At 70.3% G+C, this 15,464-nt stretch carries 10 protein-coding genes and 1 tRNA gene; 2 read left to right on the top strand and 9 right to left on the bottom strand.

Features of this window, described 5'->3' with window-relative positions; translation table 11 throughout:
• Positions 1-46 precede the first annotated feature (46 nt).
• Positions 47-4,198 (bottom strand): ATP-dependent RNA helicase HrpA, encoded by a 4,152-nt coding sequence (locus tag B1L07_04815; protein AUZ54541.1) that lies wholly within the window; start codon positions 4,196-4,198, stop codon positions 47-49.
• A gap of 88 nt (positions 4,199-4,286) precedes the next feature.
• Between B1L07_04815 and B1L07_04810 the strand changes: the two genes are divergently transcribed.
• A complete protein-coding gene (locus tag B1L07_04810) occupies positions 4,287-4,835 on the top strand; it encodes a DNA starvation/stationary phase protection protein (GenBank protein AUZ54540.1) in 549 nt (182 codons plus the stop codon).
• Positions 4,836-5,698: 863 nt separating this feature from the next.
• Positions 5,699-7,534 (top strand): DNA helicase RecQ, encoded by a 1,836-nt coding sequence (locus tag B1L07_04805; GenBank protein AUZ54539.1) that lies wholly within the window; start codon positions 5,699-5,701, stop codon positions 7,532-7,534.
• Here B1L07_04805 and B1L07_04800 read toward each other — a convergent pair.
• The 8 genes from B1L07_04800 to B1L07_04765 form a co-directional block, all read right to left on the bottom strand.
• Positions 7,389-10,298 (bottom strand): hypothetical protein, encoded by a 2,910-nt coding sequence (locus B1L07_04800; protein ID AUZ54538.1) that lies wholly within the window; start codon positions 10,296-10,298, stop codon positions 7,389-7,391. The two genes, B1L07_04805 and B1L07_04800, sit on opposite strands and share 146 nt — an antisense overlap.
• Positions 10,298-10,849: a hypothetical protein gene (locus tag B1L07_04795; protein AUZ54537.1), complete on the bottom strand. Its 552-nt coding sequence runs from the start codon at positions 10,847-10,849 to the stop codon at positions 10,298-10,300. Before B1L07_04795 ends, B1L07_04800 begins: the two co-directional genes overlap by 1 nt.
• A gap of 141 nt (positions 10,850-10,990) precedes the next feature.
• Positions 10,991-11,066, bottom strand: a tRNA-Lys gene (locus B1L07_04790).
• A 129-nt stretch (positions 11,067-11,195) separates the two neighbouring features.
• Entirely contained in the window at positions 11,196-11,861 is a 666-nt protein-coding gene (locus B1L07_04785; protein AUZ54536.1) for a 7-cyano-7-deazaguanine synthase QueC, read from the bottom strand.
• A gap of 78 nt (positions 11,862-11,939) precedes the next feature.
• Complete coding sequence (locus tag B1L07_04780; protein ID AUZ54535.1) at positions 11,940-12,641, bottom strand: 7-carboxy-7-deazaguanine synthase QueE; 702 nt, start codon at positions 12,639-12,641, stop codon at positions 11,940-11,942.
• Between the two features lie 95 nt (positions 12,642-12,736).
• Positions 12,737-13,531 (bottom strand): tol-pal system protein YbgF, encoded by a 795-nt coding sequence (locus B1L07_04775; GenBank protein ID AUZ54534.1) that lies wholly within the window; start codon positions 13,529-13,531, stop codon positions 12,737-12,739.
• 3 nt (positions 13,532-13,534) lie between these two features.
• Positions 13,535-14,053 carry a peptidoglycan-associated lipoprotein gene (locus B1L07_04770; protein AUZ54533.1) on the bottom strand — a complete coding sequence of 173 codons (519 nt, stop codon included), beginning with the start codon at positions 14,051-14,053 and terminating at the stop codon, positions 13,535-13,537.
• Between the two features lie 64 nt (positions 14,054-14,117).
• Positions 14,118-15,437: a Tol-Pal system beta propeller repeat protein TolB gene (locus tag B1L07_04765; protein ID AUZ54532.1), complete on the bottom strand. Its 1,320-nt coding sequence runs from the start codon at positions 15,435-15,437 to the stop codon at positions 14,118-14,120.
• Between the last annotated feature and the right edge of the window lie 27 nt (positions 15,438-15,464).

Below are 15,464 nucleotides of genomic sequence, written 5' to 3'. Positions count from 1 at the left end.
GTTGCGGTGACGCCGCCTGCCGGGCGAGCCCCGCCGGCGGCGCGGGTCAGCCGCGCAGCGCGGTGACCCGCTGCGCCAGCTTCTTCGGCGAGATGCCGGAACGGAAGCCCAGTTCCTGGGCGAACAGCGATACCCGCAGTTCCTCGATGTCCCAGCGCAGCGCCGACCACTCCGGCCGCGCCGCCAGCCCCTGCGCCCGCGCCTCCTCCAATGCGTCGACGAAGGGCTTGAGCTCGAGCATGCGCGCCTGGTCGCGGGGTGGGTCGCGCTTGGCGCGTTCGCTGCGCAGGATCATCGCCTTCAGGTAACGCGGGAACTGCGCCAGCGCGTCGGCGGGGGTCTGCCGCAGGAAGCCGGCATGCACCAGCGACGCCAGCTGCCGTTCCATGTCGTCGAGGTTGCCGCGCGCCCAGCCCATCAACGGCGCCTCCAGCAGCGGCTTGAGCTCGCCCACCAGGCCGAGGATGGTCTCGGCCAGGCGCAACCGCTCCATCGCTTCGCCGAACAGGCGCTTGCCGGCATCGGCACGGCGCAGCTCGAAAGCCTCCGCCGAGCGGATTTCGCCCAGGCCATCGGCCAGCACCGCGTTCATGGCCGCATCGACCAGGTCGCCGCGCAGCCTTTCCTGCGATTCGATGGCCGCATACAGCAGCCCGGTCTTGGGCGACACCGGCAGCTGCTTGCGGGCCTGCTTGACCTTGTCGGCCAGGGCGATCTCCAGCAGCCGCCGCACCCCGCCCGGATGCGCCAGCCGCGCGGCGTTGCGGTCGGCGAAGATGCGCAGCGCCGCCGTCTCGCCGGTATCGACCAGCGCCGGGTACGCCGGCACGCCGGCTTCGCCGGGCACCTGCTCGGGAATGACGCCCGCCGGGAACTCGCGCAGCCCCTCGGCCGCCAGCGCCTTGCCGGCGCGCGCCGCGAACGCCTGCCCGGCGCGCTCGCCGAAGCGTGCGCGCAGCGCATCGAGATCGCGCGACATCGCCAGCAGCCGGCCCTCGCCATCGGCCAGGCGCAGGTTCATGCGCAGGTATGGCTCCAGCGCGGCCTCGTCGAAATCGGTGGCCGCCACCACCGCGCCGGTGGCTTTGGACAGGAACCGCGCCAGTTCGCCGCGGATGTCGTCGGCCGAGGGCTGCGGCCAGGCTTCGAAGAAGGCGCGGCCGAAGTCCGGTGCCGGCACGTAGTTGCGGCGCATCGCCTTGGGCAGGGTGCGGATCAGCGCCGCGGCCTTGTCGGCGACGAACCCCGGCGCCAGCCACGACAGCCGCGCCGGGTCCAGCGCGTTGAGCAGGTGCAGCGGCACGTCCAGGGTGACGCCGTCGTCCGCCGCGCCGGGCTCGAAGCGGTAATGCATCGCCAGCCGTGCGTCGCCCAGCGCGAAATATTTCGGATAGCGCTCCTGCTCGCTGCCTTCGCCCGGCAGCAGGTCGGCCAGTGACCAGCGCAGCGTGCGCTGCTGCGCGGGCGGCAGTGCCTTCCACCAGGCATCCAGCCCACTGGCCGAATGGATCTCGGCCGGGACCCGGTCCAGGTACCAGCGCGCCTGCCAGTCCTCGTCGGCGACGATACCGGCGCGGCGCAGCTTGGCCTCTTCCTCGCGCGCCTGCTCCAGTACCTTGAGGTTGTCGGCGACGAAGCCGGCACGGGTGTTGATCTCGCCGGTGACCAGCGCCTGGCGCACGAAGATGTCGTGCGCTTCGCCGGGGTTGATGCGGCCGTAATGCACCGGCTTGCGCGGCGCCAGCACCAGCCCGAACAGGCTGATCTGCTCGGCCGCCAGCACCTGGCCCTGGGCACGCGACCAGTGCGGATCGAAATGCTTGCGCGCCAGCAGGTGCGGCAGTTCGGCGATGGCCCAGTCCGGCTCGATGGCGGCGTTGGTCAGGCCCCACACGCGCTGGGTATCGAGCAGGGTCGCGCTCAGCACCCACGGCGGCGGCCGCTTGGCCAGCGCCGAGCCCGGGAACAGGTGGAAGCGGCGCTGGCGCGGCGCCTGGAAGTCGCCCTTCTCGGTGCGGTGGCCGATCTGCGTCGGCAGCCCGGCGAGGATCGCCCGGTGCAGGGCCTGGTAGGCCGCGGCGCGGGCCTTCTCGGAAATGGAGGTGGAATCCGCGCCTGGGTCGGTTTTCTCCCGGCCCTGCCGGGCTGCTGCGTTTCTGCTGGAGGAAGCTGATGCCGCCTCCGGCTTCGCGCCTTCGCGCGCCAGCCGCGCCGCCCTGTGCAGTTCGCCGCGCGTGGCCCTGCGCCTGGCTTCGCCGTCGCCGCCGGCCGGCAGTGCCGCCGGCGCGGCCAGCAGCGCCTTGCCGAAGACGCCGTCGCTGCCGCTTTCCCACCCGAGTTCTTCGCACAGCAGGCGCAGCTGACGGTGCAGTTCGCGCCATTCGCGCATGCGCAGGAAGCCGAGGAAATGCCGGCCGCACCAGTCGCGCAGTTTGGATTGGGTCAGGTCTTCGTGCGCGGCCCGGTAGCCTTCCCACAGGCGCAGGATGCCGAGGAATTCCGAACGCGGGTCGGCGAAGGCCGCATGCGCGTTGTCGGCGGCCTCGCGCGCTTCCGGCGGCCGTTCGCGCGGGTCCTGGATGCCCAGGAACGAGGCGATCACCAGCATCTCGTGCAGGCAGCCGGCCTGCTGCGCGGCCACCAGCATGCGCGCCAGCTTCACGTCCACCGGCAACCGCGCCATCTGCCGGCCGATGGCGGTGAGCCTGCGCTCGCCGTCGATCGCGCCCAGCTCGGCCAGCTGCTGCCAGCCGTCGGCGACCGCGCGTTCGTCCGGCGGCTCGAGGAACGGGAAATCCTCGATCCGCCCCAGGCCCAGCTGCAGCATGCGCAGGATCACCCCGGCCAGCGAGGAACGGCGGATCTCCGGATCGGTGAATTCCGGGCGCGCCTGGAAATCGGCCTCGGCGTACAGGCGGTAGCACACGCCCTCGGCGATGCGCCCGCAGCGGCCCTTGCGCTGGTTGGCGCTGGCCTGCGACACCGGTTCAATGTGCAGCCGGTCCAGCTTCTGCCGCGGACTGTAGCGCTTGACCCGGGCGTAGCCGGGATCGACCACGTAGCGGATGCGCGGCACCGTCAGCGAGGTCTCGGCGACGTTGGTGGTGAGCACCAGGCGCCGCTTCGGCCCGGGGTTGAACACCCGGTCCTGGTCCTTGGCCGAGAGCCGCGCATACAGCGGCAGCACCTCGGTCTCGCGGTACTTGCGCCGCTCCAGCGCCTGGTGCGCGTCGCGGATCTCGCGCTCGCCGGGCAGGAACACCAGCACATCGCCGCGCGGATCCAGGCGGGTGATCTCGTCCACCGCCGCGACGATCGCCTCGTTGACCGATACCGGGTCCGAGTCGGCATCGTCGCCGCGGCCGCGCCCGCCCCTGCCCTCGGCGACCGGCGCCGGCCGCGCCTCGTCCAGCGGCCGGTAGCGCACCTCCACCGGGTAGGTGCGGCCCTCGACGCTGACCACCGGCGCATCGTCGAAATGACGCGAGAAGCGCTCGGTGTCGATGGTGGCCGAGGTCACCACCAGCTTCAGGTCCGGGCGCCGGCGCAGCAGCTGCTTGAGGTAACCGAGCAGGAAGTCGATGTTGAGGCTGCGCTCGTGCGCCTCGTCGATGATCAGCGTGTCGTAGCGCGACAGCCAGCGGTCCGAGGCGATCTCGGCCAGCAGGATGCCGTCGGTCATGAACTTGATGCGGCTGTCCTCGCCGACCTTGTCGGTGAAGCGCACCTGGTAGCCGACCACCGTGCCCAGTTCGCTGCCCAGCTCCTCGGCCACGCGGGTGGCCACCGCGCGCGCGGCGATGCGCCGCGGCTGGGTGCAGCCGATCATCCCGGCCTCGCCGCGCCCGGCGGCCAGGCACAGCTTGGGCAGCTGGGTGGTCTTGCCCGAACCGGTCTCGCCGGCGATCACCACCACCTGGTGGTCGCGGATCAACGCGGTGATGCGCTCGGCTTCACGCGCGATCGGCAGCGCGTCGTCCATGCTGATCGCAAGCGGCCGCGCCGCGCGCTGCCGACGCTGCTCCCGGGACTGCTCCAGCAGCCCGCGGAACGCCGCCTCGGCGGCGGCATCGGCCGGCCGCCCCTGCCAGCGTGACCACAGCCCGAGCAGGCGCCCGCGGTCGCGGCTCATCGCCCCGTCGATGGCTGTACGGGCTTGGCGCAGGCGCGCGGCAGTGTCCTTTTCGATAGCGCTCATCAATCGTTCAACGAGAAAACGTGAAATACCGGTATGGTCCCGATGGCGCTATTGTGAAGCCATTCAACCCGACAAGGAGCAACGCGTCATGGCCAAGGCCAAGAACAGCAGCAAACCCGACGCCGGCAAGAAGCAGCTGGCCGCCTCCGCGCCCTCGGCGCCGGGCATCGATATCGGGATCAAGGATGCCGATCGCAAGAAGGTCGCCGATGGGCTGTCGCACTTCCTCGCCGATGCCTACACGCTGTACCTGAAGACCCACAACTTCCACTGGAACGTCACCGGGTCGATGTTCAATTCGCTGCACACCATGTTCGAGGCGCAGTACACCGAGCAGTGGACGGCACTGGACGAGATCGCCGAACGCATCCGCGCACTGGGCTTCAACGCCCCCGGCTCGTACCGCGAATTCGTCGCCCTGACCTCCATCGCCGAGGAACCGGGGCTGACCGACAGCGCCGACTGGCGCGAAATGGTGCGGCAGCTGGTGCAGGGCAACGAGGCGGTGTGCCGCACCGCGCGCAAGGTGCTGGAACAGGCGGAGAAGGCCGGCGACGCGCCCAGCGAAGACCTGCTGACCCAGCGCCTGCAGACCCACGAGAAGTACGCCTGGATGCTGCGCTCGCTGCTGCAGTAAACCTTCGGGCATTTGCCCTGCGGTTTTCCAGGGTTGCGCCGCGCGCAACCCTGGACCCTGCTTCACCTGCCTGCCAGATCCCCCGCCTTCGGCGCGCCCCCTTTACCAAAGGGGGCTCTTCTCCAGAAGGATGGATGCGTGGCTGCTGACCTTCGGGCGTTTGCCCTGCGGTTTTCCAGGGTTGCGCCGCGCGCAACCCTGGACCCTGCTTCACCTGCCTGCCAGATCCCCCGCCTTCGGCGCGCCCCCTTTACTAAAGGGGGCTCTTCTCCAGAAGGATGGATGCGTGGCTGCTGACCTTCGGGCGCTTGCCCTGCGGGTTTTCCAGGGTTGCGCGCGGCGCAACCCTGGACCCTGCTTCACCTGCCTGCCGGATCCCCCGCCTTCGGCGCGCCCCCTTTACTCAAGGGGGCTGTTCTCCAGAGGGATCGTGTGTGGTTGCAGTAAACCTTCAGCGTTTGCCCTGGTCTTTCAGGGTTGCGCGCGGCGCAACCCTGGACCCTGCTTCACCTGCCTGCCGGATCCCCCGCCTTCGGCGCGCCCCCTTTACCAAAGGGGGCTGTTCTCCAGAGGGATCGTGTGCATCGTTGCACTAGACCTTCGGGCGTTTGCCCTGCGGCCTTCCAGGGTTCTGCGCCGCGGAAGCCGGGAGCCGGCCTCAACTGCCCGCCACGCCCATGCCGGGCGGCCTGCGCAGGATCGGTGGGCACGCGGGAGGGGCGGGATCCAGCGGCCGCGCGCACTGCGGGCCGGTCCGCGGCCTGCGGCCCTGTGCGGAACAGAACCATGCCCTCGGCTTTCCCGACGCGTGGACGGGACGGCGGCGGACGGGCGGGCTTGACCGGGCAGTTATCCTAGGCGGCATGTCTTCCCCCGCCCATGAACTGCTGAAGCGCGTCTTCGGCTACGACGCCTTCCGCGGCAACCAGCAGGCCATCGTCGAACACGTCACCGCCGGCAACGACGCCCTGGTGCTGATGCCCACCGGTGGCGGCAAGTCGCTGTGCTACCAGGTGCCGGCGCTGTTGCGCGAGGGCTGCGGCATCGTGGTGTCGCCGCTGATCGCGCTGATGCAGGACCAGGTGGAGGCGCTGCGCCAGCTCGGTGTGCGCGCCGAGTTCCTCAACTCCACGCTGGACGCGGAGACCGCCGGCCGGGTCGAGCGCGAACTGCTGGCCGGCACCCTGGACCTGCTCTACGTGGCGCCGGAGCGGCTGCTGACCGGGCGCTTCCTGTCGCTGCTCGAACGCAGTCGCATCGCCCTGTTCGCGATCGACGAGGCGCACTGCGTGTCGCAGTGGGGCCACGATTTCCGTCCCGAGTACCGGCAACTCACGGTGCTGCACGAGCGTTGGCCGCAGGTGCCGCGCATCGCCCTGACCGCCACCGCCGACCCGCCGACCCAGCGCGAGATCGCCGAGCGCCTGGACCTGGCCCAGGCCGAGCACTTCATCAGCTCCTTCGACCGCCCCAACATCCGCTACACGGTAGTGCAGAAGGACAACGCCCGGCGCCAGCTGCTGGCGTTCCTGCGCGGCCACCGCGGCGAGGCCGGCATCGTCTACTGCATGTCGCGGCGCAAGGTCGAGGAAACCGCCGACATGCTGCGCGGCGAGGGCCTGGACGCGCTGCCCTACCACGCCGGCCTGCCGGCCGAGGTACGCGCGGCCAACCAGCGCCGCTTCCTGCGCGAGGACGGGATCGTGATGTGCGCCACCATCGCCTTCGGCATGGGCATCGACAAGCCGGACGTGCGCTTCGTGGCGCATACCGACCTGCCCAAGTCGATGGAAGGCTACTACCAGGAGACCGGCCGCGCCGGCCGTGACGGCGAGCCGGCCGAGGCCTGGCTGTGCTACGGGCTGGGCGACGTGGTGCTGCTCAAGCAGATGATCGAACAGGGCGAGGCCAGCGAGGAACGCAAGCAGCTCGAGCGCGCCAAGCTCGACCACCTGCTCGGCTACTGCGAATCCATGCAGTGCCGCCGCCAGGTGCTGCTGGCCGGCTTCGGCGAGACCTACGTGCCTGTCGGCACGCCCAAGGGCGTGCCGGGCCAGCCCTGCGGCAACTGCGACAACTGCCTGTCGCCGCCGGCCGCCTGGGACGCCACCATCCCCGCGCAGAAGGCGCTGAGCTGCGTTTACCGCAGCGGCCAGCGCTTCGGCGTCGGCCACCTGATCGACATCCTGCGCGGCAGCGACAGCGAGCGCATCCGCCAGCTGGGCCACGACCAGCTCAGCACCTTCGGCATCGGCGGCGACCTGGACGCGCGCACGTGGCGAGGGGTGTTCCGGCAACTGGTCGCCGCCAGCCTGCTGGAGGTGGACCCCGAGGCGCACGGCGGGCTGCGCCTGACCGACGCCAGCCGCGACGTGCTCAAGGGCCGCCGCCAGGTGATGATGCGCCGCGAACCGCCTGCCGCCCGCGGCGAACGCGACCGCAGCAGCACCCCGCGCACCGGCGTGGCAGTGCAGCCGGAGGACCTGGCGCTGTTCAACGCACTGCGCGGCCTGCGCGCCGAGCTGGCGCGCGAACAGAACGTGCCGGCCTTCGTCATCTTCCACGACAGCACCCTGCGCAACATCGCCGAACAGCGCCCGACCAGCCTCGATGCACTGGGCCGGGTCGGTGGCATCGGCGGCAGCAAGCTGGCGCGCTACGGGCAGCGGCTGGTGGAGATCGTGCGCGAGCAGGGTTAGGCCGCGCGCCCCCGCCCGCCGCGGGCCAGCAGCAGCAGCCCGTCGAGCCGGCGCCGCGCGGGGCGTCATCGACCTGCAGCCGCTCGATGGTCGGCAGCGCCTGCAGCAGCGCTTCCAGTGCCGGCTGCCGGTGACCGAGGCGCAGCAGGGTTTCGGCCAGGTCGATACGGCAGGTCGCAGTCTCCAGCTTGCCGTCGCCATGCAGCGACCGCGCATGCTCCAGCGCGGTGCGGCGCAGTGCCAGCGCCGCCGCGCCCTCGCCGCTGCGCTCGGCCAGGTCCGCGCGGATGCGCAGCAGGCGCAGTTGCTGGGTCGCCGGTACCCGCGCCCCCAGTTGCCGCAGCAACGCCTGCGCCTGGGCGGTGTCATCCTGGCGGATATGCCAGTCGATGCGGTTGAGCCGGGCCTCGATCCGCCCCGGCGCGTCCGCCGGCAGCGCCGCGTCCAGGCCGGCGTCGGCATGCAGTAGCAGCGTGCCCGCTTCCTGCATGCGCGCCTGGCGCATCAGCAGCGCGCCCAACCCCGACTCGGCGCGCAGGCTGGTGGGCGATTGCGCGCCCAGCCGCTCGCGGCGGATCGCCAGGGCCTGCCGGTACAACTGTTCGGCCTGGGCCAGGTCGCCGCGCAGTTCCTGCAGTTCCCCGTGGTTGAACAGCCCCATCGAGTACTCCACCGAACCGGTGCCGTCGATGATCCCGCTCAGATGCTGCCGCAGCTGGTACTGCCGCTCCGCAGCGGCGTAATCGCCCCAGTCGCGGTACAGATCGGCAAGCCCGTCGTGCTGCATCAGCACGAAGCTGCTTTCCGGCCCGTACAGCTCCTGCGCATGGCGCAGGCCCGCCTGCAGCAGCGGCAACGCCTGGGCGAAACGGCCCTGCTCGCGCAGGATCTGCGCCAGCCGCATTTCCGCGGCCAGCGCCATGCTGGTGCGGCGCCGCGGGCTGCCGCCAAGCACCTGGCGCAGCTCGCGCTCGGCCGAGGCCAGCCGCCCCCAGCGCAGGTACATCAGGCCCTTGTTGTAGGAAAGCGCCAGCTTCTCGCTGGCAACGCCGGGGTGCGGCAGCTTCGCGTACAGCTCCATTGCGGTGTCGAAGGCTGCCTCGGCACGGTCGAACTGCTGCTGGTTCACCAAGGCCATGCCGCGCGCGCCGTGCAGCCGGGCGCGGGTAGGCGTGGCAGCGGCCGACGGCAGCAGTGCCAGGCCGCGCTCGGCCAGCGCCTGGCCCAACGCGCCGTTGCCGTCCTGGGTCTTCTGCAGCGACAGCTCCACCAGCACCGCCGCCGCATCCGCCGGGCGGTTCACCCGCGGGTCGATGAAGCCGTCGTAGGCCTGCTGCAGCAGCACGTCGGCCTGCCGCGGCACCCCGGAGTTGCGGTACGCCGTCCCCAGCACCGCACGCATCCGGGCCAGTTGCGCCGGCGCGTCGGCCAGGTCATGGGAGACGCGCAGCGCCGCCTTGTCCAGCAGTTGTCGCGAGGACAGTTCCTGCTGTCCGCGCTCGGTGCGCAGGTACGGATCGGCGGTCTCGAACACGCCCACCATGAAGTCGCCCACCTGGTGGGCGATGGCGGCCTCCTCTTCGGCGTGCCGGCGCGCCTGCACCAGCCCGGCCACGAAGATCACCGCCAGCGACAACGCGCCCGCGGCGGCCGCCAGCCCACGTCCATTGCGCTGTACGCCGCGCACCAGCCGGTACAGGCGCCCGGACTGCCGCGCGGCCACCGGCCGCCGCTCCAGGTAGCGCGTCACGTCGGCCATCAGCGTTTCCACCGAGCGGTAACGCGCGGCGACATCGCGGGCACACGCCCGCGCGGCGATGGCGTCGAGGTCGCCGCGCAGCGCGCGGCGCCAGCGCAGGCCTGGCGGCGCATTGGCCGAGGGCAGGATCACCGGCACCTCGCCGAGCTGCAGCGCCTGCGCGCAGCGGCGCGTGGACAGCAGTTCCACCAGCAGCACGCCGAGGCTGTAGACATCGCTGGCCACGCCCACCGGCTCGCCATTCACCAGCTCCGGGCTGGCATAGCCCGGGGTGCAGTAACCGGCCTCGCCACGCTCGCGCGCGTCGTTGAGTACCCGGGCCAGGCCAAAATCGAGCAGTACCGGCCTGCCGTCGGGCCGCACCAGCACGTTGCCCGGCTTGAGGTCGCAGTGCAGTACCAGGCGCTCATGCGCCGAGCGCACGATCGCGCAGACATCCAGGAACAGCCGCAGCCGCGCCGCGAGCCCGAGCGCATGGGTGGCGCAGTGGCGGTCCAGCGGCAGGCCCTCGATGTATTCCATCACCAGATAGGGATAGCCATCGGGCGTGGTGCCACCGTCGTAGAGCCGGGCCACGTCGGGCAGGTTCAATCCGGCCAGCACCTGCCGCTCGGCCTGCAGCCGCTCGACCTCGCCCGCGCCCGGCATGCCGTGCAGCAGCTTGATCGCAACCGTGCGCCGATACACGCCGTCGTCGCGTTCGGCCTTGAACACGGTGCCCATGCCGCCGCCGGCGATGCGCGCGGTCAGCCGCCACGGTCCCAGCCGCTGGCCTACCGCCAGCTCCGGAGTCAGTGCGCACGCCAGCGCGGCATCCAGCCGGCTGCTGATCCGGCTCAGGCCCTGGGTCTGCGCATGCAGCAGCTGCAGCACGTCCTCGGCCAGGGCGGGATCACCGCAGCGCTGCTGTACCTGTTGCCGCCACTGCGTGCGTGGCAGGTCGCAGACGGCATCGAACAGCTCGCGGGTCTGGCGCCAGCGCGCTGCCTCCTCCGCGGTGGACATCAGGTCAGCTGTCGGTTGAGCCAGGCCCTGGCGAAACGCAGGTCGCGGTCCACAGTGGGTGCCGAAACCCCCATCACCATGGCGATCTCGTCGCGGCTCATGCCGCCGAAATAGGTCAACTCGACCATGCTCGCCGCGCGCGGCTCGAGTTCGGCCAGCTGGCTCAGGGCCTGGTGCAACGCCATCACGTCGTAGGCATCGCCGTCGTCGTCGGGGACGTCGCTGGCGTGGGACAGGGTCAGCTGGACAAGATTGCCGCCACGCTTGTCGGCGGCCCGCGCGCGCAGGTGGTCCACCAGTACCGAGCGCATCTTCAGCGCCGCCACGGCGATGAAATGGGCGCGGTCCTTGAAATCCACTTCCGAACCCAGCAGCCGCAGCAGCGACTCGTTGACCAGCGCTGCCGGTTGCAGGGTGCCGCCGGTATCGTTGAACAGCCGGTTGCGGGCGACCACCATCAGGTCCGAATACAGGGCTTCGAACAACTGCTCGCGCGCCTGCGCGTCGCCTCCTTGCCAGCGATGCAGGAGTTGCGTGATCTGGGTACTCAAGCGTCCCCCACTGCTACCGTGAAACCGACCAAGCCCATGGTAGGACCGGCGCCCGCCACTGCGACCTGGCACAGTTCACAGAAACCGCGTACCGCCCACTGCAAGAACGCAGTCCCGCACCGCGGGACCGTTGTCTGATCATGGTGGGCCGTGAAGGATTCGAACCTTCGACCAAAAGATTAAAAGTCTTCTGCTCTACCGACTGAGCTAACGGCCCAAACAAAGACCCGGCATGGCGCCGGGGTGGGCATTCTAGCGCAAGATGCCTGAAAACAGAATGCGCGAGCGGACGTTGCGCAGCGCCGGCGGCGGGCATGACTCCGCCCGCGTCGCGCCGCGGGGACGCTCAGGCGTAGTGGGTCGGATCGGGCAGGCCGGCGGCGGCGAAACCGTCCGCGCGCAGCCGGCAGGCGTCGCAATGACCACAGGCGCGCCCCTGCGCGTCGGCGCGGTAGCAGGACACCGTCAACCCGAAATCCACGCCCAGGCGTGCGCCTTCGCTGGCGATCTGCGCCTTGCTCAGGTACTGCAGCGGCGCGTGGACGCGGATGCCCGCGCCTTCCACCCCGGCCTTGGTCGCCAGGTTGGCCAGCGCCTGGAAGGCGGCGACGAACGCGGGGCGGCAATCCGGGTAGCCGGAGTAATCGACCGCGTTGACGCCGCAGAAGATGTCGTTGGCGCCCAGCACCTCGGCCCAGCCCAGCGCAAGCGAAAGCATGATGGTGTTGCGCGCGGGCACGTAAGTGACCGGGATGCCTTCGCCACCGGCGTCGGGCACGTCGATGTCGTCGGTCAGGGCCGAGCCGCCGATGCTGCGCAGGTCGACATCCACCACCTTGTGCGCGGCCACGCCCAGTGCCTGCGCCACGCGCGCGGCGGCATCCAGCTCGGACGTATGGCGCTGGCCATAACGCACGCTGAGCGCATGCACGGTGAAGCCCTGTTCCTGGGCCATGGCGACGACGGCGGCCGAATCCATGCCGCCGGAAAGAAGCACGACTGCCTTCTTCATGGAGTGATAGTCCGGTTGGGGGAAGGAACGCCAGCACGCTGTCCCGCGCCGGTACGCAAGTGGGAACGAAGCGCGCGGCTACCTGCCCGGCTCGTCGTTCCAGAGGATCTTGTGCAGCTGCATCTGGAAGCGCACCGGCAGCCGGTCGGCGACGATCCAGTCGGCCAGCTCGCGCGCGCCGAGCCGGTCCTTGCAGGGCGAGAACAGCACCATGCAGCGCTCGTGCAGGCGCTGCGCGGCAACCATGTCCCGGGCCCAGTCGTAGTCGGCGCGGTCGCACAGCACGAACTTGAGCTGGTCGCGCGCGGTCAGCAGCGGCAGGTTCTCCAGCCGGTTGCGCGGCATCTCGCCCGACCCGGGCGTCTTCAGATCGACCACGCGCGACACCCGCGGATCGACGCCGCCGATGTCCAGCGCGCCCGAGGTCTCCAGCGAAACCTCCAGGCCGGCGTCGCACAGCGCGCGCAGCAGCACCAGGCAGCGCTTCTGCGCCAGCGGCTCGCCGCCGGTCACGCAGACATGGCGCACGCCGTGGCCGCGCACTTCGGCGACGATGTCGTCGATATCGCGCCACTGCCCGCCGTGGAAGGCGTACTCGGTATCGCAGTAGCCGCAGCGCAACGGGCACCCGGTCAGGCGCACGAACACGGTCGGCCAGCCGGCGGTGTCGGCCTCGCCCTGCAGGGACAGGAAGATCTCGGTGATCTTCAGCCGCGGCAGCGGCGACTGCACGATCTCGCTGGGCGTGGCGGCGGCGCTGGAAAGGGAAACGGCGGTCATGGCGGGAACTTCTGGAGGGGCGGATGGCGTCGGCCATGCCGTAAACGACGGCAGCCGGGCATGGCCCGGCTCCCTGGAAACACTGCCGCCCGGACTCAGCGGATCTGCTGGCCGAGCCGGATCGACTGCAGACGGTCCTGCGCGGTGCGCGCGGCGTCGCTGCCCGGGAACCGGGTCACGACCTGCGCCAGCGTCTGCTCGGCCTTGGCCGCATCGCCCTGGCCGAACTGCGACAGGCCCAGCTTCAACAGGCCGCCAGCGGCCTTGTCATGGGTCGGATAGCGCGCGACCAGGTCGCGGAACTGCGCCTCGGCCAGCTGGAAATTGCGGGTGGCGTAGTAACTCTCGCCCAGCCAGTACAGCGCATTGGGAGCGTAGACACCACTGGGATACTGCTCCAGGAACCCCTGAAAAAGACGCGCCGATTCGTCGTATCGGCCGGCCTTGAGCGCGTCGAAAGCCACGTTGTAGGCGCTGCGCTCGTCACCGGCCGCGGCCACCGCGCCGGCATCACCCCGCACGGTGGGCGGCTTTTCCGCCGCCGTCGGGTTGCCCGCGGAAGGCGTCGGCGCAACCGGCGCCGGCGCCGGCGCGGCACCGCCTTCCAGGCGGTTCAGGCGCCCGTCCAGGTCCAGGTACTGGTCCCGGCTGCGCTGCTTGAGCTGTTCATTCTCGTGCTGGAGCTGCTCGACCGTTGCCTGCAGCGCCTGCATCCCGCTGCGCAACTGCTGCAGCTGGTTGAGCATGTCGGTGTTGGCCTGGTTGTTCTGGACCTGCTGCTCGAGTGCGCCGACGCGGTCGGCCAGGCTCTGCCGCTGCGCATGAGCGGGTGCGGCAGCCACGAGGGCTGCCGCAACCACGAGCATCATCGCCTTGATGCCGGTACGCATCGATTACTGCGCGGTGTAGACGATTTCGACGCGACGGTTCTGCGACCAGCAGGACTCGGCCGACTCGGTGCAGACCGGACGCTCTTCGCCGTAGGACACGACGGTCAGCTGCGAAGCCGAACCACCGTTGGCCTGCAGCGCCGAGTTCACGGCATTGCCACGACGCTCGCCCAGAGCCTGGTTGTAGGCGCGGCTGCCACGCTCGTCGGTGTGGCCCTGCAGGGTGATGCGCGAGGACGGACGGTCACGCAGGTACTTGGCATGGCAGGCCATGATGGCCTGGAACTCGGACTTCACTTCTTCCTTGTCGAAGTCGAAGTAGACCACGCGCTGGCGCAGGCAGGCGTCGGTGTCCAGGTCGCCCGGGCCGTACAGGCCGGAGGTCGACGGACCGGTCGACGGGGTGGTCGGGGTGGTGTCGACCGGCGGCTGGGCCGGCTGTTCCTTCACCTTCTTCGAGCAGCCGGCCAGCGCGGCAACCGACAGAAGCGAAACAAGCAGAACGCGAGTGGACTTGTTCATGGCGATACCTAAAGGCTCCTGAGCCAATGATGGGGTTTAATGCGGATGGGATATTAACATTTTATCAACGCGCGGTGCGGTACGGACCCCATGCGGGCTCGCGCACATCACCGTCCGCCAGGACCAGGCGCTGGCGGACCCGCGCGTCGGCCGAAACGGCATACAGCACTCCACGACCACCCTCGCGGGCGGCATACAACACCATGCTCGCGTTCGGCGCGAAGCTGGGCGATTCGTCCAGCGAGCCCGGCGACAGCGTGCTCCAGCGCGGCGAACCCAGGCTGCTGTCCATCAGCGCGATCCGGTAGCTGTTGCCGCTGCCCTGTGCCATGGCCAGCTTCTTGCCGTCATAGGACACGGACACCTTGGCGTTGTAATTGCCCTGGAAGGTCACGCGGCTGGCGCTGCCGCCGGACGCCGGCACCTGGTAGATCTGCGGGCGGCCACCGCGGTCGGAGGTGAAATAGATGGTGTTGCCGTCGGCGCTCCAAGTCGGCTCGGTGTCGATGGCGAAGTGGTTGGTCAGCTGGGTCAGCTGCTTGCTGCCCAGGTCCATCACGTAGATCTCCGGGTTGCCGCTGCGCGACAGGGTCAGCGCCAGGCGGCGGCCGTCCGGCGAGAACGCCGGGGCGCTGTTGATGCCGCGGAAGCTGGCGACCAGGTCGCGCGCGCCGGTGGAGATGTTCTGGACGTAGATGGCCGAGTTGCCGCGCTCGAAGCTGACATAGGCCAGGCGGTTGCCGTCCGGGCTCCACGACGGCGACAGCAGCGGCTCGGCCGAGCGCACGATGGTCTGCGGGTTGTAGCCGTCGGCATCGGCCACCATCAGCGCATAGCGCATGGCGTCGCCGCGGCCGCTGGCGGTGACGTAGGCGATGCGGGTCCAGAAGGCGCCGCGCACGCCGGTGATCTTCTCGTAGATGGCGTCGGCCATCTGGTGGGCGACGTCGCGCATCGCGTTGGAGCGGGCGGTCATCGCCAGGCCGAGCATGCGCTCGCCCTTGGCCACGTCGAACAGCTCGTACTCGACGCGGTAGGCGCCCGCACCGGCGTCGAGCACGCGGCCGACGACCAGGTAGTCCTGCTTGAGCGCGCGCCAGGTCGGGTACTGCACCTCGCTGCCGCGGGTCGGGCGCTGCACGATCTGCGCCTCGGGCAGGGTGCGGAACTGGCCGGAACGGTCCAGGTCCGAGCGCACCACCGCGGCGACATCGGTGGCCGGCGCCGCGGCGCTGCCCTGGTACGGCATCGGCACCACGGTGATCGGCAGGGCCGACGCATTGCCGCCGATGATGTCGATCTCCAGCCCCCGTTGCTGCGCCATCGCCACCAGGGGCAACAGCAGTACGGTCAGGGCGGCCAGCCAGCGAAGCGGTTTCTTCATGGGGTGCTCAACGATCGGATGAACAGG

The sequence above is a fragment of the Stenotrophomonas acidaminiphila genome, assembly GCA_002951995.1.
Lineage (GTDB): Bacteria > Pseudomonadota > Gammaproteobacteria > Xanthomonadales > Xanthomonadaceae > Stenotrophomonas > Stenotrophomonas acidaminiphila_A.
This window is presented reverse-complemented; position numbering and strand designations above follow the sequence as displayed.

Coding starts and splice junctions, on each gene's coding strand:
- B1L07_04815 (AUZ54541.1), bottom strand. CDS start 4,198: ATGAGCGCTATCGAAAAGGACACTGCCGCGCGCCTGCGCCAAGCCCGT.
- B1L07_04770 (AUZ54533.1), bottom strand. CDS start 14,053: ATGAACAAGTCCACTCGCGTTCTGCTTGTTTCGCTTCTGTCGGTTGCC.
- B1L07_04805 (AUZ54539.1), top strand. CDS start 5,699: ATGTCTTCCCCCGCCCATGAACTGCTGAAGCGCGTCTTCGGCTACGAC.
- B1L07_04810 (AUZ54540.1), top strand. CDS start 4,287: ATGGCCAAGGCCAAGAACAGCAGCAAACCCGACGCCGGCAAGAAGCAG.
- B1L07_04775 (AUZ54534.1), bottom strand. CDS start 13,531: ATGCGTACCGGCATCAAGGCGATGATGCTCGTGGTTGCGGCAGCCCTC.
- B1L07_04765 (AUZ54532.1), bottom strand. CDS start 15,437: ATGAAGAAACCGCTTCGCTGGCTGGCCGCCCTGACCGTACTGCTGTTG.
- B1L07_04800 (AUZ54538.1), bottom strand. CDS start 10,298: ATGTCCACCGCGGAGGAGGCAGCGCGCTGGCGCCAGACCCGCGAGCTG.
- B1L07_04780 (AUZ54535.1), bottom strand. CDS start 12,641: ATGACCGCCGTTTCCCTTTCCAGCGCCGCCGCCACGCCCAGCGAGATC.
- B1L07_04785 (AUZ54536.1), bottom strand. CDS start 11,861: ATGAAGAAGGCAGTCGTGCTTCTTTCCGGCGGCATGGATTCGGCCGCC.